The organism is Luteolibacter luteus (assembly GCF_012913485.1).
Classification (GTDB): domain Bacteria; phylum Verrucomicrobiota; class Verrucomicrobiia; order Verrucomicrobiales; family Akkermansiaceae; genus Haloferula; species Haloferula lutea.
Map to the genome: position 1 here is coordinate 4,608,063 of NZ_CP051774.1, position 26,098 is coordinate 4,634,160.

Sequence of the window (26,098 nt, forward strand, 5' to 3'; positions counted from 1 at the left end):
GGCTATTGGGCAAGAAGGTGAAGTACGTCGCGATCCTCGCGCATGATCTCCTCCGCCAATCGCATCTGCCGTGAGAATTCATCTTCTGCGGCCTTGAGAACGAAGCCTTGCTCGGTTGGGGTAAGAACGAGGTGATTTTCTGCCGTGACTCCAAGCTTCTCCATGACCGGGGACGGTAGGGTGATTCCCAGTTCATCGCCGATGCGAATGATTTTCAGCTCAATGCTCACGACGCTACGCTATGCCGAAAGCCCTACTCGTCCAATCCGAAGTGCCTTGCGACGATCCGGGCGACTTGGATGAAATCCGCGGAGTCTTCAACCTCCAGCGGTGAATTTATCGTCAGCAGCGGCACCTGTTCACGGGTGTGATCGGTCCCGTGGTGGTAGGGATCATTTCCATGGTCGGCGGTGATGATGAGAAGGTCTTCTCCGATCTCCGGCAGAAATCCGCCGAGCCACGCGTCAAACTCCCGGAGGCATTTGGCATAGCCCTCGGGATCGCGGCGGTGGCCGTAGAGCGAGTCGAAGTCGACGAGGTTCGCGAAGATGAAGTGTGGAAGCTCGCGGGACTCCGACCAGAGTCTTTCGATCGCGGCCATGCCTTCGGCGTTTGATCTCGTGGGATGTGACTCGGAGATGCCGGAGCCAGCGAAGATGTCCGAGATTTTTCCAACGCCGATTGTCTCGATGCCTTCGGACCGCAGGCGATTGAGTATGGTGCCGGGCGGCTTCAGCGAGTAGTCGTGGCGATTGCCGGTTCGCTTGAAGCGATCCGCAGGGTCTCCGGTGAACGGGCGGGCGATCACCCGGCCGATGCGGATGCCGCGGCGGTTCAAGACCTGTCGTGCGCGTTCGCAGAGAGCATGGAGCTTTTCCAAGCCATAGGCGTCCTCATGGGCCGCAATCTGCAGAACGGAATCGGCACTGGTATAGACGATGGGCTTTCCGGTTCTCAGGTGCATCTCGCCGAGTTGCTCCAGGATCTCCGTTCCTGATGCAGCGACATTGCCGAGGAAGGGACCGCCGATCTCGTCGAGAAGATCCTGCGGAAAGCGGGTGAAGGTATCGAAAGGTTCACGAAGGATGCAGCCGGCGATTTCCCAGTGACCGGTAGTGGTGTCCTTCCCGGCGGAAGCTTCGCTCATCCGCGCTGCTTCCGAGGCTGGGAATATCCGGGGTTCCTCACGCCCTAACAAACGGTTCAATCCCAGCGAGGCCAGATGCGGAAGCTCGAGGTCGTGGCGCTCGAAGAGATGGCCGAGGGTGTTTGCGCCTTCATCTCCATAAGCTGCGGCATCCTTTGCCCCGCCACAGCCGACGGAGTCCAAGACGATCAACAGTGCGCGCTTCACCGGGGTATTGTCCGCGATGGTCCTGCGATGCCCAATCTAAAACCTACTTTAGTCCGAAAGGATTCTCGCCGGTATTTCCCACGGGTTCGACGATGACGGTGGTCCCATCGAAGAGTTCCAAGCGTCCTCCTGGCTGGCAGCGCAGCTTGAGGCTGTCCTTGCCGTCCTCTTCAACGGTGATCGCTTCCGCTTCGCGCTTCAAAGTGGCGATGCCCTTTGCGCGAAGCGTGACTTCGCCACCGAAGGGCGCGATGAAGATGATCCAGCGGGTTTTGCCTTGGCCCGCGGCGGCGCTTATGCGGAAACCTCCCTCCGCGGTGAAGTCGCGGAAGATCGTCCGATGCCACTTCGGCGAGAGAGCCGGGAAAAGTTGGATCACTCCATTCTGGCTACGCATGGCCATTTCCTGGAGGACGGTTGCGCAGTGGAGCGGGGTCTCCATCACGGGCGCGGATCCCGCTTCGAGGTAGAGCGTGTTCGGCTTCAGGAAGGGACGGAAGCCATCCAATAGCTTCTGCGCCCGCTCGCCATCGCCCAGGATTGCGGACATAGCGATTCCTCCGGTGAAGGAGTAGCCTTGGAGGGCCGCGGGCTTCGAGTGCCAGTGATCGAGGTTACTCTTGATCCAATCCGCGCCGTCCTTCTCAGGCATCACAAGTCCCAAGGGATAGATCATCAGCAGGTGTGACCAGTGGCGATGGCTCTTCTCATAGGGCATGTCCGCGCCGATGAGGTAAGATTCCTTGTCGCGCGGGAACGGGACGAGTTTCTCGAGAATGCGCTGCCACTCTGGAGCCAGCGGGTCCTTGGTGGCGAAGGTCTGGTTGAGCTCCAGCAGGGTCTTGCAGCCCCATGTCAGCAGGGCGAGATCGTAGTTCGCATCTTCCTCCTCGCCATATTCCGGGCTGTGGGTCTTCGGGAGATGAAGGCGTCCGTCTTGTCCTTCTCTGAGGAAATGCCGGTGGTAGTTCACCGCGCGCTTGAGAAGTGGAAAGAGGAGTTCCTTACCGAGCTCCTCATCCATCGAGCAGCGGTAGTGGCGGTAGAGATTGTGACAGGTCCACAACAGGTTCCCGCACTCCATTCCGATGTCTTCGCGTTCGCGGACCGTCCGCCCGCCCGGTTGGCCGGACCAGCCGAGCAGGTCGGGCCCGGTATTCCGCGCGAGTCCTGCCGAGTCCTCGCGATACTTCTCATCCACGGAGGCGATGAGGTTCGCCATGCCTTTTTTCAGGTGGGCGGGTAGGGCGCCCGCTTCATGAAAGCGGTTCGATCCATAGAAGGGGGAATAGCTGAGCTGGACGTTGAGATTCCACCATGTGGCCGACCAACCGGAAGGCTGAAACCACGGGCCGGAGTTGTCGATGAGCCCGCGGCCCGAACGAGTGGCGGAAGCCATTTTGTAGATTTGGATCCAGTAGAAGGACTCCCAATAGGGATCGCTGAAGCTGAAGAAACTCTTCCCGTACCATTGGTGCCACCACGCGCGGTGAGAGGCCTGCCAATCCTCGAAAGGGGTGTCCGCGGCCTTCGCGACGCGTGCGGAAGCGAGGGGAGCAGCATCCTTGTCGGGAAAACGATGTTCCACGGTCCAGAAGAGGCGATGGCCATTGCGGCGCCAAGTGCTGACGGTCTGGCCGCCCGATGCGAGATCCCAGACCACGCCGCCGCGGCTGGCGCTGCCGGCTCGGTAGGGCTTCGGGTTCGGCTTGCGAGCTTCCCGGAGATCGGCGGGCAGCTTGCTCTCGCGGGGGCTGATCGCCTCTTCGGAGGCGAAATCGAGGCCCTGACCCGTTTCGCCGCCGCTCGGTTCGAGCTCGATCACGCCGACCCGGTCCGTCGCGTGGGCAAAGATCCGCCATTTGACGGAGCCCTTGTTGGTCACCAGTTCACCCCGGGCCTCCGCGTTCCAGAGGTCGATCCGGGCGGTGGATTTCGCCGGATCGATGACTCCTTCCGTCGTCAATTCGAAGCGCCCGATCGGCAGGCGTCCGCGGTTCTGAACCTCGATCGCGTCCGGGACCTTGCCCTTCCAGATGTCATCCGTCCGGTGATCGTGGACGCGGTTGCTACCAACATCGAACCGTAGGGTCTTCTCGCCAGCCAGCCGCACCATCATGCCCAGCTCCCCGTCGCCGATGAAGGGGGCTTCCCACCAATCCGTCCCCATTCGGGTCCAAACCGGGTCATGTCCGGCAAGGAACTTCTCCCAGTCCACGGCGTCTTGAAGCGCATTTGCGGGGCCCGAAGAGGCCAGCGTGAGGAGCAGGGAAAGCAGGTGCCACAGCTTCATGATGAAACAGCTTGAGGGAGCCTTGATGACCCGGGCAAGAGCTCGATTCAGGCCGGTAAGGGAATTGTTTGGAAGGATCGTATCGAACCTTCGATTTAAGCTAAATTTTTAACAAGTTATTCACATTGAATGATGAAGTTTTAGCGGGAAAGAAGTCGAATGTGAATAAAGTTATCCACATCCCAAATGTGAATAACCTGGAGGCTTTGAGGTGAGTTTTAAAGATACTCTCAGCTTCGTGTTTGCCCCTTTTCAAATGCCTGCTTTCTTGCCCGGATCATGGCAACGGTGTTGGTGGCAGGTGCGACGGGTTTGGTCGGAAGCGAGGTACTCCGGCTAGCTCTCGCGGACAAGCAGGTGGAGCGCGTGGTAGCGCCCACTCGCCGCGCCCTGCCGGCCCATCCCCGGCTGGAGAATCCGGTGGTGGAGTATCAGTCGTTGAGCGGGGAGGAGCCGTGGTGGGACGTGGATGCCGTGATCTGTGCGCTGGGTAGCACGATCAGGAAGGCTGGGTCGCAGGAAGCCTTTAAACAGATCGACCATGGTTTCCCGTTGAAAGTCGCGGTGCATGCGCTGGAGAATGGCGCACGCAGCTACGCTCTGAACTCCTCGGTGGGCGCGGATCCGGGGTCGCGGAATTTTTACCTGCGGACCAAGGGGGAGGTGGAACGCGACTTGGACCAACTGGGTTACTGCTCGATCACGATCGTGCGGCCCTCGGTGATCTGGGGGGCTCGGAAGGAGACACGGCTGGGTGAGAGCCTCGCGGTTTTCGCGCTCACTGCGATGCGGCCGGTGGTGCCGCGGCGCTATCGGGTGGTCCCCGCAGCGCGGATCGCGAAGGCTCTGCTGCGCGGTGCGATCGCCGGAATTCCCGGAAAGCGTGTGCTGGAGTCGGAGGAGATCTAGCCGGCGGATCTGCGGTTGTGAGCAAGTTCGGGCTTCATCGGTCGTAACAGAAGCGGACTCGACCTGATCTGCTCCTCTTTCCCATGATGCCTTGGATGCGTTTCACCCGCTTGCTCGCCATGTTTCTTCTTTCGGCCGCTGCTGCCCTTGCTGGGCCCGGCTTTCACGTGGACCGGCTGGCCGCCATTGATGATGCGATTTCGCAAGCGATCACCGACGCGCGCACGCCAGGCGCGGTCTTCCGCATGGAACACAACGGTGACGTCTATCAGAAGGCTTACGGATCTCGCTCGCTGGTGCCCGCGGTGGAGGCGATGACCGAGGACACCATTTTCGACGCGGCCTCGCTAACGAAGGTGGTGGCGACCACCACCGCAGTGATGAAGCTGGTCGAGCAGGGCAAGATCGATACGGAAGTTCCGCTCAGCCGATATCTCCCGGAGTTCACGGGAAATGGCAAAGAAGCGATCACGGTTCGGCAGTTGCTGACTCATTCCTCCGGCTTGCGTGCGGGCTTGCCTCCATCGGGAGATTGGAAAGGGAAGGGTGCGGCGCTGAAGATGGCATGCGCTGAGCCGCTGCCGAATCCGCCCGGAACAGCGTATCGATATAGCGACATCAATTTCATCCTCTTGGGACTTCTCGTTGAAAGGGTGTCGGGGGCACCCCTGGATGAATTCTGCACCCGGGAAGTCTTCGGGCCGCTCGGGATGAAGGATACCGGCTACCGTCCTTTTGATCCGGAGACCTCGCCCATGCCGCAGGATACGGCCCGGATCGCTCCGACCGAAAAGCTTGCCGATGGTCGCGTGCTGCGTGGCGTGGTCCATGATCCCACGGCGCGCCGGATGGGTGGAGTGGCCGGCCATGCAGGTGTCTTCACCACGATCAATGATCTGGGCCGCTTCGCCCGCTTTCTCCTCGGCCAGGGGAAGCTGGATGGTGTGAGAGTGCTACAGCCGGAGACCGTAGCCCGCATGACCGCCGTGCAATCGCCGGCCGGGCTGGCGCGCCGTGGATTTGGCTGGGATATCGATTCGCCCTACGCGGGGCCGCGAGGCGAGATTTTCCCGATCGGTAGTTATGGTCACACCGGCTGGACCGGCACGCGGTTGTGGATCGATCCTTTTTCAAAGACGAGTGTCATCTTCCTCTCGAACCGCAATCATCCGGATGAGAAGGGAAACGTCATCAGCCTGCAGCGCCTGCTCGGCAATCTGGCCGCCCAAGCGATCCCGGACTTCAACTTCGCCTATGTCCCCGGCGCTCTTGCTCCGGATCTGGAGAATAACCCGCCGCCCGTCGCGACCAAGGCTGCCGGTGAAGTGCTGAATGGCATCGATGTTCTGAAGCGCGATGAGTTTCGCCAACTGCGGGGCAGGAAGGTGGGTCTGATCACGAATCACACGGGAATCGATCGGGATCGAAATTCCACGATCGACCTCCTGCGCGCTGCGCCCGGCATCGAGTTGGTCTGCCTGTTCTCGCCGGAGCATGGTATCCGTGGCGAAGAAGACCACGAGAAGATTGGCGATACCACGGATGATAAGACCGGCTTGCCTGTCTATAGTCTCTACGGGGAACGTCGTAGTCCAGCGGAAGAGCAGCTGAAGGGAATCGATACACTGGTCTTCGACATCCAGGACATCGGCTGCCGCTTTTACACCTACGTTTCGACCATGACCAATTGCATGGAAGCAGCTGGCAAAGCGAAGATCCGTTTCCTCGTCTTGGACCGTGTAAACCCGATCGGCCCGCGGGTGGAGGGGCCGGTTCTCACCGGCGAGCGAAGCTTTGTGGCTGCGCACGAGATCCCCCTGCGCCACGGTATGACGGTTGGGGAGCTCGCGCGGATGATCAATTCGGAGCAGAAATTCGGGGCCGATCTCGGCGTCATCCGTTGTGAGGGGGGCAAGCCCGTGCAGTGGTTCGACGGCACCGGGCTGCCCTGGCGGAACCCATCGCCCAATATGCGTGGGCCCACGGCGGCGCTGCTCTACCCGGGCGTCGGGATGCTTGAGTTCTGCAAGCTTAGCGTAGGACGGGGGACGGACGCACCTTTCGAAGTACTGGGCGCACCGTATCTGGATGATCGCCTGCTGGCAGCCGAGCTGAACAAGTCCGGGCTTCCAGGCATCCGCTTCGTTCCAGTCCGCTTCACGCCTTCGGCAAGCGTCTTTGCCAATGAAGAATGCCGGGGCGTCCGCTTCATCGTTACCGATCGCGAGAATTTCCGGCCCGTGGATCTGGGGATCACGCTTGCGTGTGTGCTTCAGAAAAACCATGGCGACAAGCTGGAGCTGCGGAAGGCAAGCAAGCTGCTGGGTGATGCGAAATCCTTGGAGGCGATTGCGGCGGGGAGCACGCTGGAGCAGATCAAGGCTGCGTGGGAGGCTCCCTTGGAATCCTTCGAGAAAAGAAGGTCCTCCCATCTCCTTTATCCCAGGACCCCGTGAACTCCGCGGGTGTAAGGGGGATTTCACGGATTCTTCACTCATCCGGGGAAGGCCTTTCTCGACAAATGTCAGCGGGACAGCGCAGAGATAAGCCATCCCTGCATTCATCCTTACAACTACACCCACATGCGTCTCGGCTGTCTTCTCCCGCTCATTTCCGTCGTCCTCGTCGTCGGCGGCGCCCAAGGTTTTTATACCGTCTTCTCGAACCGCAAACCGGTTGAGGTCTCGATCCAGGACTTCCTCAAGCAAGTTCCGGACGCGAAATGGATCAAGGTGACCGGCGGCCAACTGGACACGATCCACGCGGTCTATAATGCCGGGATCACTCAAAAGTCCGAGGCGCGTGAAATCTACGTGCCGGTGGTGGCTCCCGGTTCCGACTCCAGCAGTGAGCCGATCAAGCTGCTGCTGCTCACCAAGGATCCGCAACTGGTGAAGTTCATCAACGATGGGAACAAGCTGGACGAATCCCTCAGCGAGGAACAGGCCCTCGAGTTCATGTTAAAGAATGTGGACAAGCTGCGGCCCGCACGTGATGTCCAAGGTTTGGTCCAGTTTGGCATCGATTCCAATGACAAGAGGCGGCGGAAGATCGCGGATCTCTACAAGAACCTAGCGGATGACGCGGTGATCCTGGAGGACGGCAAAAAGCCTGATATCGCTCAGGCCTCATTTTTCCTCTTCGGTGGCTTGGCCTTGGGCGGAGTCCTGGCCCTTCGCTCGTTCAAGAAGTCTTCGCCGCCGCCGCTGCCTCCTGCTGCGTCCCCGCAGACCGGGGGATCTAGCGGATCTTGACCGGGGAAAGGCGGAGTCCATCTTTGAAGCCAATGAAGCTCCGCCTTGCTGCGATTCTGGCCCTGCTGGCCTGTCCGTGCGTCCTTGGCGAAGGGGCGGGCAGCCAGCGGGAATGGACCAGTACGGACGGAAAAAAGATCGCCGGTCTCATGCTGGGAACCGAAGGCGATTCCGTCGCGATCCGGCTCGCGGGAACCGGCAAGATTTCGAGGATTCCTCTTTCCCGTCTCTCGGAGGCCGATCGCGAGTTTGTTTCGAAGCAAGGATGGCCGCTACCTAAGCCGTGGAAAGGCTGGCCGACGGACATCAAGATCAACCTTGATGAGATCCAGGTCAGCTCGCTTCCGGCGAATGGCAAGTTCATCTACAGGACGCAGCACTTCGAGATCGTGTCCGAAGCGGAGTTGGCTCCGGCGGTGGTCAAAGATATCGGCAGGATTTTCGAGGGCACCTACCGTCTGCTCGATGCATCGCCCTGGGGCATCTTGGCCCGCCCGAAGGACAATCATTTCCGGGCCGAGCTCTATCGCACGCGGGAGGCCTATATCCAGGCGGGTGCACCCGCGGCTAGTGCCGGCGTTTACATGACCCAGCGAAAGGTCTTCATGGTGCCCTTCGAGTCGCTTGGCCTGAAGGAAACTCCGAAGGGATGGCAGCGGACTTCAGATTATACGACGAAGACGCTGATCCACGAGCTCACTCACATGATGATGGATGATGCACTCCAGACGATGCCAATCTGGCTGATCGAAGGTGCTGCGGAGTACATGGAGTTGATGCCGATGCGGATTGGTGCCTTTAGCCCTAACAGCCACTTCAACGCGCTGAAGGAGCACAACAAGCAGGAACCTGCCTACCCGCTTGGCGATGCCTTTTCGATGACCACCAGTGCCTAGCAGAATGGCGGGAAGGAGCCGGAGTCTGATCCTGCATCGGGGCCGGGAGGCCGGAGGACGAGAACGGCAGGCCTCTTTGGAATGCCGAACGAGAATATTCCGAAGCTTTATCACTCCGGGCTCTTGCTCACCTATTACTTCATGCATCTGGATGGCGATGCCGATGCCGCCCGCTTGCAGCGGTTCATCGCAGCCTCGGTAAAAAATGCCGACCGGATGCAGGCCTACGAGAAAGAAGGAGAAGCCTACAACAAGGCTGTGGAGGAGTTCGTCAAGCATCCCGACGTGAAAGACATGGGTGACGGGAACTACCGCTTTCCCTCGACGATGAAAGCTCCGGTGCCTCCTGAATTTCCCTTCGACTGCAAGCCCGAGGAACTTCCCTTCAAGGAACTGGAGATCCTCTTGGAAGGCCGAAGCAAGGATGCCCTGATCAAAGCGGTTGAAGCAGCCCTGCAGAAAAAGAACCTGCTCGTTGTTGGAGGTGTCGCGGATTCCGACAGGTAGTGGAAAGCATTACACGGCGGGAAATCTCCGTCCGACAAGTCGTCGGGGCTTTGCATGGGCTACCCGAACGAGGGATTTACATGATTCAAGAAAAGTACCCATCCGCGCATTTTACAGGATTGGTTTCCAAGTGACAGGGAAACAGCGAGTTGCGTGATCGCGCAGCGGGGGTTGAGGTCGGTTTTTGTATTACAAGATGGCTTGAAACCCTTTGTAATCTTGACCAAAAATGAGATTTGTCAGACTGATTTATCGGGCTGGCCAAACCCATTTTAACCCGGCCGGTTCCCTACATTACCCGCTCGAAAACCCATGACCTCTCATCGATTGCATCAGCAGTTGCTTGCCCTGTCGTTGCCTGTTGGCTGGTTCCTGACCCCGATGGTCGCGAACGGCCAAGCCAATTGCACATGGAATGGCACTACCAGCGTGAACTGGAATGCCACGGCCAATTGGAATCCCGCCGCGCTCCCTGCGGCCGGGGACAACATCATCATCAACGATACCACGACAAACGGGCTGACGTTGAATGACGCCAGTCATACCGTCGGCAGCGTTACCGTCGGAACGACCGGGACGCGGACCAGCGGCTTCACGCTTCAGACCAACGCAAACACGCTCACCATCGGCAACGGGATCGTGGCCGACGGGGCATTTACAGGGGTAGGTCCCACCTTCCGGGGAAATTTCAGTTTCAGCCAGCCTGAGACCATCCGCGTGGCCGGCGATCTCGGCGATGTGATGACGGATCGAGGCTTGTTCCTGCGCAGCACCAACGATGATGCCTCCGCAACGCCCCGCGGGACATTGACCATGAATGGCAATATCACGAAGATGGGCTCCGGCCAGCTCGTCATTCTCGGTTTCAATCTCACCGGGTCGGGAGATTTCATCGTGGAGGAAGGCTCGCTTAAGTTCAACGCTGGTGGCAACCAAGGGTTCAGTGTCGGTGGCACCGGCAATATCACGGTGAACGGAAGCTCGACCCTGATGATCTCGCGGAACTCGGGAAGCTTCAGGGCTTTCACGCGTCCCGTCATCATGAACGGCAACTCCACGCTCCAACTCGGAGGCAACGTTGAGGACACCACTCTTGAGAACTCATGGACCTTCAATACCGAGGCGATGGCGATGCCGGTAGGGCGGAATTTCACCCTTACCGGGCCGTTCTCGGGTGAAAGCGATATTACCAAGGGGTCATTCTTGAACGGAGCTACTACGTATGCGGGGAGCCTAACCTTGGCGGGCGATACTTCCGGCTACGTTGGGAAGTTCACGAACAATGCGGGAGGAATATTTCTCCGGAGCGCTTCCTTTGGCGGATCCCTCACTTCCGTCGCTGGCACAACCGTTGGCGGGGAGGCGGATGTCGCGGGTGAGATCGACCTCCAAGGGGTCAATCTTACAGTGCAAGCGGACACTCCACAGTCCCTCAACACATCGTTGGATCTGAGTGTTTCCGGAACCAACACGGTCACCTTGATGGGTGCCTTGCAGGCAAACACTCCTGTAAAGGTGATCAGCTATGATGGTTTCCTGCTTAGCGGGGATGAAACCAACTTCGCCCTTGCTGGAGGAAACACGGCCTACCGGGGATTTGCTTTCACCAACAACACCGCGGGCAAATCGATCGATGTTTCCGTGGATGCGGGGGATGTCACCTGGACCGGTGCCACTCTTCTGGGGAATTGGGATATCAATACCACTGCTAACTGGACGGGAACCTCCGATAAGTTCTTCCAGTTCGATTCGGTCACCTTCCCGAACACGGCGTCTTTGAAAACCGTCGGCATCGTAACAAACGTTTCGCCGCGGAGCATCACCTTCCAGAATGATCTGGGAAGCGACTATACCATCAACGGCCCTGCCTTCATCACCGGAGGAGCCTCGATCACCAAGAATGGCACGGGTCTCACCACCCTGGGTGGCGGAAATGGCCAGAACTATACCGGTGCCATCGCCGTGAATTCGGGCGTTCTCCGGATGGGAAGTCGCGATGCTTTCGGCGCGACCTCCGGGATTACTGTCGCCAGCGGTGCCCAGGTCGATATTTCGGGACAGGCGCCGGGCACCATTGCCTCCGGCGCCTACACCTACACGATTGCAGGGACAGGGGTCGCCAATGCTGGCGCTCTTATCAACTCGTCGACGACAAGCGTCGATCAGGGAGCGGGGGTCAAGAACCTGATCCTCTCAGGAGATGCGACCCTCGGCGGGGTAGGTCGCTTTGACATCGGCCGTACCACGGCAGCCGGTAGCGGTGTGATCACCGGCAACGGCCATACCCTGACGGTGAAGAACACGGCCTTGATCGCCTTCCGGGGCGATGCCAGTGCCACGCCGATCCATATCATCGCCGATGCGGGCCGCATCTACTCGGAGGATACGGACAATGGCTTCGGCGGCGCCACCGGCACGGTGACGGTGAACTCGGGAGCTCGCGCGGGTTCCTACGGCGTTCGTACCATACCCACCCCGGTGACCTTGAACGCGGGTGGCATTCTCCATAACCAAGGCGGTGGAGTCGGCACATGGTCCGGTGCCATTACCCTTGCTGGCGCAGGTGCGACGATCGAGGCCGACGGCGGTCAGAATATCATCATCAGTGGCAGCGTGACCGAAAGTGGAGGTGCCAAGGATCTGATCAAGGCCGGAAACGCCCGCCTGATCTTCACCGGAAGCGCCCTCAACACCGGCAATACAGTGATCAACAACGGCTTCGTGCAGGTCGGTAACGGCGGCACGACAGGAGCAATCAACAGCAATCCCATCAACATCGGCTCTGCTACTTCCGGTTTCATCGTGAACCGGTCCGACGATCTCACGATCAGCAATGTCATCTCGGGAACGGGGCCGGCGGCCAATGGTGCGGATCCTGGTGCCCTGACCAAGGCAGGCACCGGCACCCTGACTCTCACTGCGGCAAATACCTATACCGGCATAACCCGGTTTGGGGCAGGAACGATTGCGATCGGATCGAACGAGACCGTTTTCGGAGAAGGTGGGCTGCTTGATTTCCGGGGTGCGGGAGTCCGCTCGTCGGATGCGACCGATCGTGTAGTGGCAAACCCGATCTCCTACAGCTTTGACACCACCTTCGGTAGCGCGGGAACCGGCGACCTGCTGTTCACCGGCGCCGTCGCAACCGGTGGAGGCGCGAAGGGCTTCAACGTCCAGAATGCGATCACCGAATTCAGCGGTATTCTTTCGGGCTCCGCTTCCACGGCGACGCTTACGAAGAGCGGTCCAGGGACTCTGATTTTTAGCAACGACAACCTCTATCAGCAGACCACGACCATCAGCCAGGGCGTCCTGCAGATGGGAAATGGGGGGGCGACCGGCAGCCTGAGCTCGACCAATGTGATCAACAATGCCTCGCTGGTCATCGACCGGACGGCACCCGAAGGTTTTGATACCTTCGACTTCAATAACGTCGTCTCTGGCACCGGCAGCCTGACGTACGCGGGTCCGGACACCATCAATGTGAATGGGAACAGCACCTACACGGGCGACACCATTCTCAACGGTGGGATCTTCTCCGTGCAGTTTCCCTATCTGGCCGACACTTCCTCGCTGCGGATGACCACCGATGCCAAGATTGATTTGTTCCACCAACAGACGGATACGGTGAACAAGTTCTTCATCAATGGCACTGCTCAGGCAGTCGGTACTTGGGGCCGTATTGGTTCTATCGCTGCCTTGGGGGCTGACTTCGAGTCAGCTTTGATCACGGGCGACGGCCTTCTGGAAGTTACGAGCACCGGCTCGGCTACACCCTATGACGACTGGGCGACGGCAGCCGGCCTGACGGGTGGTGACAGCGCGTCGACAGCGAATCCGGATGGCGACGGCTTCGTTAACCTGGCGGAGTTCGCCTTCAACGGCAATCCACTGTCCGGAGCCACGGGAGGCAAGATTGCTGTGAAGATCGCTTCCGTGGGCGGCCAACAGACGCTGACGCTGACCCTTCCGGTTCGCACTGCGGCTTCGTCCTTCAGCGGCACGACAGCCCTCACTGCGGTGGGTGATGGCATCACCTACACGATCGAGGCTGGCGACAATCTCGGAAGCTGGGGCCTGGATGTCGACCAGGTGACCGGCGCCGATGCCACCGCCATCCAAAGCGAACTGCCCGCATTGCAGACCGGATGGAGCTATCGGACCTTCCGTAGCCCGGGTACGGTGACCGGCGATCCGATCGAGTTCATCCGCGCTCGCGTCGAATAATCGAACGAAAGATCATTCATCGGGTTAAGAAAAAGCACCCGGTCCGGATTTCCGGGCCGGGTGTTCCGTTTTCAGAAGCGGGGTCGTGGCGGCTTTGAAGTGACCCTTTCAATCCACCTTGAAAGTCACCGTGCCGTGATCCACGTCCGCGGTGATGACGTCCCCGTCCTTGAATTTGCCATCGAGGATTTCCAGCGAGAGGGGATCGAGCAGGTGGTGCTGGATCGCCCGCTTGAGCGGCCGAGCGCCGTAGACTGGATCGTAACCTTGGTTGCCGATGTATTCCTTCGCCTTTTCCGAGAGGGCCAGGGCCAGTCCTTGCTTGGCCAAGCGCTTGCGCACCCGGTCGAGCTGGATGTCGACGATGGTCGTCAACTCCTCGCGCTGCAGGCGGTCGAAGATAATTGTTTCATCGATGCGATTCAGGAATTCCGGGCGGAAATACTGCCGCAGCGCTTCGAGTACCTTCGCTTCGCGTTGCTCGGCATTTGATTCGTCCAGGATGAACTGGCTGCCGATGTTCGAGGTCATGATCAGCACCGTATTCCGGAAGTCCACGGTCCGGCCTTGGCCGTCCGTGATTCGTCCGTCATCCAGCACTTGCAGCAGCACGTTGAAGACATCCGGATGGGCTTTCTCGATCTCGTCGAAAAGGACTACCGAGTAGGGCTTCCGCCGCACGTGCTCGGAGAGCTGCCCGCCCTCGTCATAGCCGACGTAGCCGGGAGGCGCGCCAATCAAGCGTGAGACGCTGTGCTTCTCCATGTATTCGGACATGTCGATGCGCACCATCGCGTGCTCGTCGTCGAAGAGGAATTCGGCGAGTGCCTTTGACAGTTCCGTTTTCCCGACACCAGTCGGTCCAAGGAAGAGGAAGGAGCCGATCGGGCGATTCTCATCTTGCAGGCCGGCGCGGGCGCGGCGCACCGCGTTGGAGACCGCCTTGATCGCCTTCTTCTGGCCGATCACGCGTTCCCCGAGGCGCGCTTCCATATGCACCAGCTTCTCTTTCTCGCCCTCTTGCAGGCGGGAGACAGGGATGCCGGTCCATACCGAGACCACACGGGCGATGTCTTCTTCCGTGACTTCCTCCTTCAGGATCGCACCGGACTTTTGAAGCTCGGTCAGACGTTCCTTGGCTTCATCCAGATGGCGATGAGCTGCCGGTATGCTGCCATAGGTGAGTTCGGAAGCCCGGGTCAGGTCGCCGATCCGTTGGGCCTGTTCGGCTTCGGTCTTCAGCGCATCGATGCGTTCCTGGGCAGAGCGGACCTTGTCGATGACCTCCTTCTCATTCCGCCACTGTGCCATGAGCGCCGCGGATTGCTCCTTGAGGTTCGCCTGCTCCTCCTTGACCTTTTCAAGACGGGCCACGCTGGCCTTGTCGGACTCCTTCTCGAGCGCCTTCTTTTCCATTTCGAGCTGCAGGATCCCGCGCTCGATCTGGTCGATTTCCGTTGGCATGGAGTCCAGTTCGATCTTCAGCCGCGAGGCAGCTTCATCGACAAGATCCACGGCCTTGTCCGGCAGGAAACGATCGGAGATATAGCGGTCGGAAAGCATCGCGGCGGAAACCAGCGCGCCATCCTGGATGCGTACCCCATGGTGCACCTCGTAGCGCTCCTTCAGGCCGCGCAGGATTGCGATGGTATCCTCCACCGAGGGCTCGCCGACCATCACGGGTTGGAAGCGACGCTCAAGCGCGGCGTCCTTCTCGATGTGCTTGCGATACTCGTCCAATGTGGTTGCGCCGATGGTGCGCAGCTCGCCACGGGCAAGCTGAGGCTTCAGCAGGTTCGCGGCATCCACCGCGCCCTCGCTGGCACCCGCGCCTACGATGGTGTGCAGCTCATCGATGAAGAGAATGATCTCTCCGGCGGACTCGGTGACCTCCTTGAGGAATGCTTTGAGACGCTCCTCGAACTCACCGCGATACTTCGCTCCGGCGAGCATGCCGCCGACGTCCATCACGATGATACGCTTGTCCTTCATCGAGTCCGGAACGTCACCGGAAACGATGCGGCGTGCGAGACCTTCCACGATGGCGGTCTTGCCGACACCGGGTTCGCCGATGAGCACGGGGTTGTTCTTCGTCCGACGGGAGAGTACCTGCATGACGCGGCGGATCTCGTTGTCGCGACCGATCACGGGGTCGATCTTTCCTTCACGAGCGCGGGCGGTGAGATCGGTGCCGTATTTCTCAAGCGTCTGATATTTCCCTTCTGGATCCTGGTCGGTTACCTTTTGGGGACCGCGGATGCCTTCGATGGCCTTGCGGGCCTTCTTTTCATCCAGACCGGCTTCCTTGAGCAGCTTGCCTTCGGGCGAGTCCGCCTTCAGTGCGCCGAGCAAGACATGCTCCACGCTAAGGAAATCATCACCCATCGCCTCGCGGATCTCGTCCGCGGCGTCGAGAGTGGAACGCAGGCCATAGCTGATCTGCGGCTGGGTAGTGCCACCCTGCTGGCTTGGCTCGCGGGAGAGCGCCGAGGCTACGGAGGCTTTCAGTTTGGTAAGGTCCACACCCGCGCTTTGCAGGATAGGTGTGATTAGGCCGCCCTCTTGTTGGAGCAGGGCGAGCAGCAAATGGGTGCCCTTCAGTTCCGGGTGCGCTGACTTCGACGCCAGCCGCTGGGCGGCCTGGAGGGCTTCCTGGAGCTTGTTGGTAAGTTTATCGAGTCCCATGGGGTCTGGAGGTTAGGAGGCAATCTAGAAGGGAGTGCAGCGCATCGCCACACTTCACCGACGTTTTGTTGATCATTTAATACCATAGCAGCGGTTTTATTCAAAAAATTTGTCTCTTAATATTGCTATGAAGACCAAAATCAGACGCTCGGGTTTTTTCCTGTCACACTAGCGATGGGAGCGGGGGATAAAGGGTGAGAATGAGCGCCCCAAGCGACGCATCACTGTTGAGAGATTGGACGATCGGAGAGTCGGAGGAGGCCTTTGCCATCCTCGCCCGGCGCTACGCCGGGCTCCTCTATCATGCCGCGCTGCGCCGCACCGGGCGCGAAGACCTGGCCTCGGAGGCGGCGCAAAATTCCCTGCTGATCCTCGCCCGGAAAGCGTCCCGTCTCACGGATCTTCCCAGCCTTTCCGGCTGGCTCCATCGCACCGCTTGTTATGAGGCGGCGAAGCTTCTCCGCCGCGAACGCCGCCACGAAGACCGCATGAAAAACCTGCCTGCTCCCGATGGCCCGGACGAAAGCGAGACCGCCTGGCAGGAAGCCGGGCCACTGCTCGACCAAGCACTCGACGGGCTCTCGGAGAAGGATCGGGAAGTCATCTTCCTGAGGTATTTCGACGGCCTGAGCTTCGAACAAATGGCGCGCCAATTTGGCGGTGAGTCCGCTGCGTGGCGCCAGCGGGGATCACGTGCCCTGGAACGATTGAGAGTCTCACTCACCAAGCGTGGTGTGGCGGTAAGCAGCGGTACGCTCGCCATGGGGCTCAGCACGACGCTTTCCCAAGCGGCTCCGGCTTCGGTTCTTGCCGCCGTTTCCGTTTCTCCAGCGGCGGGTGCTGCGGCCTTGTCCTCTTACTCCCTCGTAGGTCACTCGCTTCACTTCATGAAACTCCATCCCGCTACATGGATTGTCGTGGCGCTGCTTCTCAGCGCGGTGCCTCTTTCGCTGCAAGCCGTGGCGAATGCTTCCGCTCGAAACCGGATCGCCTCTCTGGAGAGCTCCCTGAGTGAGGGAAGCGAGCGCGCTCTTGTTGGCACAACCCAAAGTAAGACTTCAGTGGTGGCGAGGTCTGCGCGGGCAAACCTTCTCATCCTGGCGGATCTCATCCGCGCGGATGAACTCGGGGCCACCCTGAAGGGCGCGGAGGCGAACCGCCGGCTAAAGAGCATGAGCGAGGAGGAGTTGGAGCAGCTGCTGACGGAAGCAGTGACCATCGATCTGCACCCCGATCGCCGGAACAAACTGATCAATCGCTTGTTCTTGGCCTACATCTCCGAAAGGACCCCGAAGGTCTCCCCGGAGCGCGTGGTGGCGACCGCCGGGATGCTGGCGGATCGGCTTGGGACAGAAGGCCAGGAAGGGCTGTGGGGCTGGGCGGTCAGGGTGGCTCCTGACTGGGCGAAGACCGATCCGGAGAAGGCTCTTGCATGGTATCGTGAAGGGATTGAATCGGGCCGGCTGGCGTCTCTGAAGGTGGCCCCGATGATGGCCAGTGCGATTTACCGAGGTCTTTATTCGGAGCACAGGGAGCAGGCCGATGCTTTCTATCACAGCTTGTGCGAGGAAGAGCGGGTGGGGGTGATCCAGAGCCGGGGCGGGCTGGGCGAGGCAGAGGATTTCCTGGCGATGGCCTTCGAGATCCGGGATCCCGGCAAGCGGCGTGAGGCGCTTCTCCCGATGTTCCAATACGAGACCAAAGGCAAATCAATCGCCGAGGTGATGGAGTGGGTCGAGCAGGCTGGCGGCAGGGCTAGCGCCCTCGAGCTTCTGGCAGCTGCAGCGGAAGGGGATCCCTACCGGGAGGATGGTGGGATACGGTTCTATCAGGGAATGAAATCCGATGATATCGCAGGGCGAATCGATTGGCTGCGGGAGCCGGGTTCGGGCGATCAATCGTCGGCGGCGATCGGTGCCTTCCTTGCGAGAACCATCAGTTCTTCTCCTGACGCAACGAAGGAGAATCTCGATGCCGAGTGGGAGAGGAATCCCGACGAAGCGATGCTGGCCGCTTACATCAGCCGTGCAGGCACCACCGCCGTGGGGGCAGCTGATGCCCTGCAGCGGATTAAGCTCCTCGGTGATCCTGATCTTCGTTCGGGCGTGCTTCATGATTTGTTGGAGAGTCCGGGAGCCGGGGAGGCAATAGATCTGCTCCGCAAATCGGGCCTCACTTCGCGGGAGCTCGAGGAACTGCAACTTCCAACCGAGATCTTCGAATGAAGCTGCTGTTTGTCTTTATCATCGCCTGCGCACTCGTGCTCGGCTTGAGGCAGCGGCAGGAGTCGGTCCGCTTGGCCGGGCTGGAAAAGGATCTGGTGGCACGGAACTCGGCCTTGGGGAGAGGCGAGGCCAAGATCAATTCTGAGATCGCGGACGGTTCTCCGGCTGCGACGAAGATCGCAAGAACCGAGCAACCCAAGTTCAGCGCCGCCAAGTATCTTGGGAAATACTACAAGATTTTCCTCACCTATGCTCTGACCCGGAAGGAGCCTGGCATCCGCGATGGGGACTTTGTGAGGGACGATCTTCTGAATGCGACGCCGGAGGATCTGGCTCGTCTGCCGAAGGATATCCGTGACGCGATGCTTCCGGATGTCATCGCATCGGGCATCTATGAGGTGGCGGCATCGGGCTTGCTTGATAAGGACCCGAAGCTGGCGTGCGAGTTCGCCCTCAAGGGTGGAATCATCAATACCTTCCTCTACGTGGTGCGCTCCTGGATGGCGCGCGATCCCTTGGCGGCCTGTGCGTGGCTTGAAGAGCAGACGAAGACCAGCCCTCCTCTCGATGAGAAGACTTTTCAACCGATCTACTGCCATCAAGAGCCGCTCGACCTTGCGAGCCTGAGGCTCGCTGCGGGAATCGCGGCTAGTCCGGCCGCGGGCGATTTGTCCGGCCTTATGGATTTGGAGGGCGCCAGGCTGAGAGCGACGCTGGATGACGTGCTGATGGTGCTGCCGTCGGATTGTCTTCCCGTGCTGCTGAAGCGGGTGAGTGAAAGCGGCCGCCCCGATCTCCTGGAGCAGATTTTGAAGCAACATCCGGAGCCGGCCATGGCGCGCGAGTATTTGAAGGATGCTTCGCTTCCGCCGGAGGAGTTCATGCGAGCCGCGACCGTGGTGGTGGCTTCGCTTGATCCCGTAAGCCTGCCGCGGGGTTTGGATTGGTATTTGCGTAGCACCGACCCGGAAGCGCGGGCAGAGGGGCTGCAAGAGATCGTGGCCCGCTGGGGTTCCGAGAATCCGGATACTGCCGCGCAGTGGTTGAAAAAGCTTCCAGAGGGGAAAGATCGTCAGCTGGCAGAGACGGCCTATGAGGCCGGTCTTCAGCAGGCAAGGGACAAACGGATTTCTCCGGCGAGGTGATTCCCTCGAATCCGTGAGAGCGGGGAACACTCCTCGACCATGCCTGCGGGACCCTCAGAAAAGCCAGTTGATCAGCCGGATTGCCAAGCTGTCACATAGGGCGAGAAATGCGATCATCGCCAAGATCCCGACCTCTACCGAAGCGGCGGGTGTAATTCCCAGCCGAGGCTTTCGGGGTTGGGTGGATGCCTCCTTCATGCAGCCCACGATGACAGCCTGTTCCGCCTGTTAAAACTGGAAAATTAACAGGCGATCGGGATGGAAACGGTAGGAGAGAGCCGGTGGAAGACGAAGTGACATGAGCGGAGTCTGCCAGAGCGGCAACCCTCCCGGAACTTCTTCCAGTGGTCCCCATTCTCGGAATGGGTGTGGGGCTCTAGCGGCAGATGGGCGCAGGTGTCATCTCCATTCTTTGGCCGGGTTTCTGCGGCTTCACGTTTTCCAGTGAGACGCGGCGCTGTTGAAGTTACCCTGAGGCCAAGGAGTTTAGCGGTCTCGTAGAGGGGATAAGAAGACCCGCAACGATCGCGACATCGTCACTGATTGCCATCGGAAACGCGGCTTGCAGCGTTTCGAGTGTTGTCGAAAAACTCGTCGTCCTTCCCCGCGCTTCTACAGCTCCAGCTTCCCGCTCGCCACATCCTGCAGGGTCTTCGCGAAGAACTCGTGCTCTTTCTTCAGCACGCGGGCTGCCAGCGATTCCACGGTGTCCCCGGGCATCACCGGTACCTCGGCTTGGGCGATGATCCGGCCTTCGTCATACTCGCTGTTCACGAGATGGATGGTTACGCCTGTCACCGTCTCACCGGCTTCGAGCACGGCCTTGTGGACATGCTGGCCGAACATTCCGTGGCCGCCAAATTTTGGCAGCAGGGCAGGGTGAATGTTCAGGATCCGGTTGTCATAGGCCTCCAGAACTTTGGGGCCGATCATCTTCATGTAGCCAGCCAGAATGATGAGATCCACTTGGTGTTCCCGCAACGCGTCGAGCATCGCCTGGTCGAGCGCCTCGAAGTCGGGATGGGTCACCGAATTCATGACGAGGAAGGGCATGCCTTCCTGCTGGGCCCGGACAGTGGCTTGGGAATTGCGGTTGTTCGAGATCAGCAAGGCTGGCCGGGCTTCGAGTTCGCCACGCTTCGTGGCATCGATGAGGGCCTGCATGTTCGAGCCACCGTGAGAGGCGAAAAATCCGAGGTTCATGATTCGAGTTGAGAATGCTTCACGGAACGTGCGTCTCCGAGTGCCGGGAGAAGCCTCGCTAGATCCTCACCCGACGTCACGTGAAAGCTGCTCTGCGTCGGTTGGGCTTTCGCGATCCGCTCCAAAATTCCCGGCCGAATCGCACCAGGGAAATTCCAGATGATCCGGCACAGAGTTGGGACGATCAGGATCTCCGGGCAATTGGGAGGAAGTTCGGGACGCGAATGGAAGGCATGCTTCCAGTTGCGTTTGAAAGCACGCCAGAAGCAGAGGCGGCGTGGCATATCAAGAAAGACCACCGTGTCCGCCACTTCTTGCACGGCATAGGAGACCCCATCGATGACCCATTGGTCCTGATCCGTCAGCTCGCGAACTTGTCGGTCGCGCTCCTCCTTCGGGGTCTTCTTCCATCCCGGCTGCCACACCACGCGGTCCAAGCTATGGTAAGGGAGGTCGAGTTCCGCCGCGATCTTCCGTGCGAGGGTCGATTTGCCTGAACCTGCGTTGCCGGTGACGAGGATTCTCTTCATCCGGAGGAGATCAAGGGCTCAAGGAATGATCTGGGTGCTTCGCTTCCGCCCCTCAAACAAAACCGTCTCACGATACCCCGCCGACTTCGCCCATTCGATCGCCTTCCCGAAATCCCGCGCGACCTCGCCGGGCGCGTGGGAGTCGGAGGAAATCACCAGCGGAATGCCTGCTTGGCGGGCTAGGCCGAGGAACTGGGGATGCGGATAGGCTTCTTCACAGGGCTTGTGCCAGCCCGCGGTGTTCAGCTCGATCACGCAGCCGGAGTCCGCGATGGCTTCGATGGCGGGCTCGTAGAAGCGAGCCAGATCTCCGGTGGGCCGATGTGAAAATTTCTTCACCAGATCGGGATGGCCCAGAATGTCGAAGAGGCCGCTGCGGGCCATTTCGGCGTAGGTCTTCCAATAGTGGGTCCAGACCTGGTCGATATCCTCGTCCTTCCAACGGCCCAGCCATTTCGGATTATCGAAATCCCAGGCTCCGAGGTAGTGGACGGAGCCGATGAGGTAGTCCCACGGGTAACGGCCCGAAAGCTCTTCGATCCAGCTTTCACAGCCTGTCAGCCAGTCGCACTCCATCCCGGCGCGGACGGGGAGGGGCCCGGCGGCGCTGCGGGCGCGCTCGATCCACTCGAAATAAGCGGGAAGTTCGCTCTCCAGCATCCGCCAATCGTCGAAAGGCTCAGGGCGGGCGGGGGCGTGATCCGAGATTCCATACTCTGTCAGCCCGGCGGCACGGGCGGCGGCGATGTATTCCTCGGGCTCACCGGTGGCGTGCCGGCAGAGGGGGGTGTGGGTGTGGTAGTCGGCCGGCACGAAACGGGCGGGGTTTCGGGTTGCTTGATTTTCGTTAGGAATACTAGAGTGCTGGCCACGCGCAAGTACCGCCGGGATTTCCGATGTCGACCGATCTTTCCAGTCAGCTCCAAGGCAGCAATCCATTCACGGAATACCAAATCCAGAAGCTCCGGAGTCACCCGAAGCGTATCGTTTTCACCGAGGGCGAGGACCTGCGCGTGTTGCGAGCCGCCGAGCGCTTGGTGGCGGCGGAAGCCGCTGCGCCGGTGCTACTCGGGAATCGCGAGGCGATCCGGGGACTGGCTGCTGAAAACGGTGTCAGCCTGAAGTTCGTCAATGTGATCGAGCCGGCCAAGGCCTCGGACTTCGGCCTTTTCTGTCAACGCTTTGCGAAAGTGGAGCGCTACCGGAAGCTCTCTGCGGCGGACCCCGGCGACGTGGTCTCCCGGCCGCACTATTTCGGCGCAATGATGGTCCAGTATGGCCAGGCGGACGCCTTGGTGGGCGGAAACAAGAGCCTGCCCGCGACCCTTTTCCGTGCCCTGTTGCACACAATCCAGCCGCTGCCGAGCGTGCCGAAGATGTTTGGCATGATGGTGCTGGTGGCCCCGCACCTGCAGCATTTCGGCAGCGACGGCATCCTTTTCCTCGCCGACTGCGGCCTGATTCCGCAGCCGACGGTTGATCAACTCGCCGCGATCACGATCGAAACCGGCAAACTGGCGAAGCACTTCCTCGGCCGCGAGCCGCGGATCGCACTGCTCAGCCACTCCACGAAGGGCTCGGCTGGCACCGAAGAAGCCCGGAAAATGGCCGCCGCTGCCGCGCTGGCCATCGACAAGGCGAAGGAAGCCTACCTCGATTTCAAGATCACCGGTGAAGTCCAAGCGGACGTGGCGCTCGACCCGACCGCTTCGGAGATCAAGCTGCCGGACGCCGATCACCGCGATCCGGCGGACGTGCTGGTCTTCCCGAACCTGGACGCCGCGCACATTTCCCTGAAGCTGCTCCAGCACTGCGCCGGGGCGATCAACTACGGCCAGATCCTCGCCGGTCTCGCCCGGCCCTGTGCCCAAGTGCCGCGGACCGCGACTGAGGAGACGATCTTCGGCACCGCCGCCGCCGTGGGCGTGGAGGCAATCAAGTACCACCAGCTCTACCCCGACGGGGAGGTTTGAGCTGCGCTGCGGGCGGTCCCCTCTTCGGGGACGGTACTTAGAAAAGCGGATTGAGAAGGGCTCCGGCGAGCCGCTGGGGCTCTATGTCCGGGGCTCATTGAGCCAAGCTGACACCTCACGTGTCCGGATTTTTCCATGAGTCCGGCTCACATTGGCTCTCAATCAAACGAATCGTGCGGATCGCCCGGTGGCATGAAACGCGCTTGAACCCGCCCGCCGTCGGTATCATCTTCCGCCCCCCCGGCCCCGGGGGCCGCTCTGCATCAATGTCCTCTTTCATCCAGATCCCCGAAGACGCACCCTTTTCCGCCGACCAGCGTGTCTGGCTCGGTCAATTTCTGTCCAATTTGCTGGCAGGGGCCGCCGCGGCCGCACCGCAAGCTTCCGGCCCGGCTGTTCCGGTGACGATCTTGTGGGGCTCGCAGACCGGTAACTCCGAAGGATTGGCCAAGAAACTGGTGAAGTCCCTGAAGAAGGGGAATTTCGAACCGGAAGTGTTCGACATGGGTGCCTATGATCGTGGGCGCCTGCCGCAGGAGAAGAATCTCCTGATCATCACCTCCACCTACGGTGATGGCGAGCCGCCGGACAATGCCGCGGAGCTCTACAATTTCCTGCTGAGCGACTCCGCCCCGCGCATGGAGGGCGTCCAGTTCTCCGTCCTCGCGCTGGGTGACACGAACTACCCGGACTTCTGCAAGTGCGGGATCGATTTCGACAATCGGCTCGAGCAGCTCGGTGCTTCCCGTTTCTTCCAGCGCATCGATAGCGATGTGGACTACGACGGTCCCTTCAAACAGTGGTCGGATGGCGTGCTCTCGGTGCTCGCTCCCGCGGGTGCGGCATCGGGCAATGGTGCCGCTGCCGTAGTCGAGCAGGCCGAAACGGGATACTCGAAGAAGAATCCGTTCCCGTCCGGCATCGTCGCGAACTACAATCTCAATGGTGCCGGCGAGAAGCAGACGCACCACGTGTCCCTTTCGCTCGATGGTTCCGGCCTTGAGTATGAAGTGGGCGATGCACTCGGCGTTTATCCTCTGAATCCGGCGGATGTGGTGGATGAGCTGATGGCCGCGCTGCCCTTCAACACGAACACCTCCGTGCCGCTGCCTGACGGCGGCGAGGCCCCGCTGCGCGAGGCACTCATTTCTTCCTACGATATCGGCAACCTCAACAAGTCCCTCATCCAGAAGTGGCAGGCCCGCAGCGGTTCGCCCTTCCTGCGCTCCCTCGTGGAAGCGGATGACAAGAAGGCATGGGATGACTTCTGCTGGGGCCGCGATCTTATCGATCTCGTGATCGACCATCCGGCCGACTTCACCGATGCGGAAGACTTCGTGGGCACGCTGAAGAAGCTGCAGCCGCGCCTCTACTCGATCGCCTCCAGCCCGAAGGCACACCCGGGTGAAGTCCACCTCTGCGTGGGCATCGTCCGCTACAACACCTACGGCCGGAAGCGCGGTGGTATCTGCTCGACCTTCCTCTCCGATCGTTCCAACGGTCTGAAGCCGGGTGTCTTCGTTCACTCCAACAAGGCCTTCCGCTTGCCGGAAAACGGCGAGACGCCCGTGATCATGGTGGGCCCTGGCACCGGCATCGCGCCGTTCCGCGCCTTCCTCGAAGAGCGCAAGATCAGCGGCGCGAAGGGTGGGAACTGGCTCTTCTTCGGTAACCCCTATCAGGCTACGGACTTCCTCTATTCCGAGGAACTCACGGCATTCCAGAAGGACGGCACGCTCCAGCGTCTGGATCTTGCCTGGTCCCGCGACCAGAAGGAGAAGATCTACGTGCAGAACCTGATGGTTCAGCAAGGCGCCGAGCTCTGGAAGTGGTTCCAAGATGGTGCCGCCTTTTACGTCTGCGGTGATGCCTCGCGCATGGCCAAGGATGTCGATGCCGCGCTCCACACCGTGGCCGAACAGCACGGTGGTCTTTCCAAGGAAGACGCCGCGGCGTGGGTGAACCAGCTCAAGAAGGACAAGCGCTACCTGCGCGACGTCTACTAAGGGCCGGCCAAGCCAAGTTTCTGCAAACCCGGCACGATGTGCCGGGTTTGTTGTTTAGCGGACGAACTTCCGGTCCTTCAGCCACTCGTCGAAGCGGAGGATCCATTGATCCACCGGAGCATTCTTTCCGGGCCGGATGCCGAAGCCGTGTCCGCCACCGGAATAGAGGTGCAGTTCCACCGGCACGCCGGCTTTCTTGAAATCGAGATACACCTTCGTCAGGCCTTCGGAAATGTCGGGGCGATCATTCGCGGATGCGGCGAGGAAGGCGGGTGGCGAGTCCTTGAAGGGCTCGATCCGTTGAGAGCGGCCTGGATAGATCAGGGCTTGGAAATCGGGGCGATCGCTGAGCTTGTCGAGAGGATCGGAGGCATCGGACTCTTTCGGCCCGAACTTCATGCTGGCGAGCGCACAGACTTCGCCACCGGCGGAGAAGCCCATGACGCCCACGGCATCGGGCCGGATGTTCCATTCGCTGGCCCGGCTGCGGACGAGGCGGATCGCACGCTGCATGTCTGCCACCGCATGATCGTCGACCGTGTAGGTGGAGCCGGGTTCCTTCGCGAGGCGATACTTGAGAACGAAGGCGGCGATCCCGTGATCCGCGAGCCATTCGGCGACATTGCTGCCTTCATGGGTCACGCAGAGGATGGAATGACCGCCACCCGGTGCCACGATCACCGCTGCTCCGGTGGCCTTCTCCTTCGCGGGAAGGTAAGGGGTGATGGTGGGCTTGTGGACATTGGTGACGGTGAGTTCGCCGTTCTCGGATTTCTTCACCACCTCCTCGCCGGTCTTGCCCTCGGAGCCGGGAGCACCGGCCGGCCAGAGCAGGATCCCCTCCGCATGAAGTGGAAGCAGGAGTGCCAATGCGGCGAGCAGCGTTTTCAT

18 protein-coding genes are annotated in these 26,098 nt (G+C 60.3%); 10 read left to right on the plus strand and 8 right to left on the minus strand.

The genetic code is table 11. The annotated features are described in order from the left end of the window. Positions 1-2: 2 nt before the first annotated feature. The 3 genes from HHL09_RS19085 to HHL09_RS19095 are packed head-to-tail and all read right to left on the minus strand — an operon-like array spanning position 3 to position 3,647. Positions 3-230: an AbrB/MazE/SpoVT family DNA-binding domain-containing protein gene (locus HHL09_RS19085; RefSeq protein ID WP_169456222.1), complete on the minus strand. Its 228-nt coding sequence runs from the start codon at positions 228-230 to the stop codon at positions 3-5. A gap of 23 nt (positions 231-253) precedes the next feature. After that, on the minus strand, positions 254-1,354 hold the full coding sequence (locus HHL09_RS19090; protein ID WP_169456223.1) for a phosphopentomutase: 1,101 nt from the start codon (positions 1,352-1,354) through the stop codon (positions 254-256). 43 nt (positions 1,355-1,397) lie between these two features. Then, positions 1,398-3,647, minus strand: a complete 2,250-nt coding sequence (locus tag HHL09_RS19095) for a glycosyl hydrolase family 95 catalytic domain-containing protein (protein WP_169456224.1) — start codon at positions 3,645-3,647, stop codon at positions 1,398-1,400. Between the two features lie 279 nt (positions 3,648-3,926). Here HHL09_RS19095 and HHL09_RS19100 point away from each other — a divergent pair, with 279 nt between their 5' ends. From HHL09_RS19100 to HHL09_RS19125, 6 genes are all read left to right on the plus strand, one after another. Beyond that, the gene (locus HHL09_RS19100; RefSeq protein WP_169456225.1) at positions 3,927-4,556 is read left to right on the plus strand and encodes a Rossmann-fold NAD(P)-binding domain-containing protein; all 630 of its coding nucleotides are present in this window, start codon (positions 3,927-3,929) and stop codon (positions 4,554-4,556) included. Between the two features lie 95 nt (positions 4,557-4,651). Then, on the plus strand, positions 4,652-7,012 hold the full coding sequence (locus tag HHL09_RS19105; protein ID WP_240963665.1) for an exo-beta-N-acetylmuramidase NamZ domain-containing protein: 2,361 nt from the start codon (positions 4,652-4,654) through the stop codon (positions 7,010-7,012). Positions 7,013-7,138: 126 nt separating this feature from the next. Beyond that, positions 7,139-7,810 (plus strand): hypothetical protein, encoded by a 672-nt coding sequence (locus HHL09_RS19110; RefSeq protein ID WP_169456227.1) that lies wholly within the window; start codon positions 7,139-7,141, stop codon positions 7,808-7,810. 32 nt (positions 7,811-7,842) lie between these two features. Then, entirely contained in the window at positions 7,843-8,706 is an 864-nt protein-coding gene (locus HHL09_RS19115; protein ID WP_169456228.1) for a hypothetical protein, read from the plus strand. 81 nt (positions 8,707-8,787) lie between these two features. After that, complete coding sequence (locus tag HHL09_RS19120) at positions 8,788-9,213, plus strand: hypothetical protein (RefSeq protein WP_169456229.1); 426 nt, start codon at positions 8,788-8,790, stop codon at positions 9,211-9,213. Positions 9,214-9,525: 312 nt separating this feature from the next. Beyond that, positions 9,526-13,440 (plus strand): beta strand repeat-containing protein, encoded by a 3,915-nt coding sequence (locus tag HHL09_RS19125; protein ID WP_169456230.1) that lies wholly within the window; start codon positions 9,526-9,528, stop codon positions 13,438-13,440. A gap of 108 nt (positions 13,441-13,548) precedes the next feature. On the opposite strand, the gene clpB is transcribed toward HHL09_RS19125, so the two are convergent. Beyond that, positions 13,549-16,125, minus strand: a complete 2,577-nt coding sequence (clpB, locus tag HHL09_RS19130) for an ATP-dependent chaperone ClpB (RefSeq protein ID WP_169456231.1) — start codon at positions 16,123-16,125, stop codon at positions 13,549-13,551. A 200-nt stretch (positions 16,126-16,325) separates the two neighbouring features. Between clpB and HHL09_RS19135 the strand changes: the two genes are divergently transcribed. Further along, positions 16,326-18,350, plus strand: a complete 2,025-nt coding sequence (locus HHL09_RS19135; RefSeq protein WP_169456232.1) for an RNA polymerase sigma factor — start codon at positions 16,326-16,328, stop codon at positions 18,348-18,350. Further along, positions 18,347-19,495: a hypothetical protein gene (locus tag HHL09_RS19140; RefSeq protein WP_169456233.1), complete on the plus strand. Its 1,149-nt coding sequence runs from the start codon at positions 18,347-18,349 to the stop codon at positions 19,493-19,495. The genes HHL09_RS19135 and HHL09_RS19140 overlap by 4 nt, the downstream gene beginning before the upstream one ends. 612 nt (positions 19,496-20,107) lie before the next feature. Here the strand turns inward: HHL09_RS19140 and purN are convergent. The 3 genes from purN to HHL09_RS19155 are packed head-to-tail and all read right to left on the minus strand — an operon-like array spanning position 20,108 to position 22,041. After that, positions 20,108-20,698, minus strand: coding sequence for a phosphoribosylglycinamide formyltransferase (gene purN / locus HHL09_RS19145; RefSeq protein WP_169456234.1), 591 nt, complete (start codon positions 20,696-20,698; stop codon positions 20,108-20,110). After that, the gene (locus HHL09_RS19150) at positions 20,695-21,228 is read right to left on the minus strand and encodes a P-loop NTPase family protein (RefSeq protein WP_169456235.1); all 534 of its coding nucleotides are present in this window, start codon (positions 21,226-21,228) and stop codon (positions 20,695-20,697) included. Before HHL09_RS19150 ends, purN begins: the two co-directional genes overlap by 4 nt. Positions 21,229-21,246: 18 nt before the next feature. After that, on the minus strand, positions 21,247-22,041 hold the full coding sequence (locus HHL09_RS19155) for a histidinol-phosphatase HisJ family protein (protein ID WP_240963666.1): 795 nt from the start codon (positions 22,039-22,041) through the stop codon (positions 21,247-21,249). Between the two features lie 83 nt (positions 22,042-22,124). On the opposite strand from HHL09_RS19155, the gene HHL09_RS19160 reads away from it, so the two are divergent. Both HHL09_RS19160 and HHL09_RS19165 read left to right on the plus strand, forming a co-directional pair. Continuing rightward, positions 22,125-23,201: a phosphate acyltransferase gene (locus HHL09_RS19160; RefSeq protein WP_169456237.1), complete on the plus strand. Its 1,077-nt coding sequence runs from the start codon at positions 22,125-22,127 to the stop codon at positions 23,199-23,201. A gap of 266 nt (positions 23,202-23,467) precedes the next feature. Beyond that, entirely contained in the window at positions 23,468-25,207 is a 1,740-nt protein-coding gene (locus tag HHL09_RS19165; RefSeq protein ID WP_169456238.1) for a diflavin oxidoreductase, read from the plus strand. A gap of 54 nt (positions 25,208-25,261) precedes the next feature. Here HHL09_RS19165 and HHL09_RS19170 read toward each other — a convergent pair whose 3' ends face one another. After that, complete coding sequence (locus HHL09_RS19170; protein WP_169456239.1) at positions 25,262-26,098, minus strand: alpha/beta hydrolase; 837 nt, start codon at positions 26,096-26,098, stop codon at positions 25,262-25,264.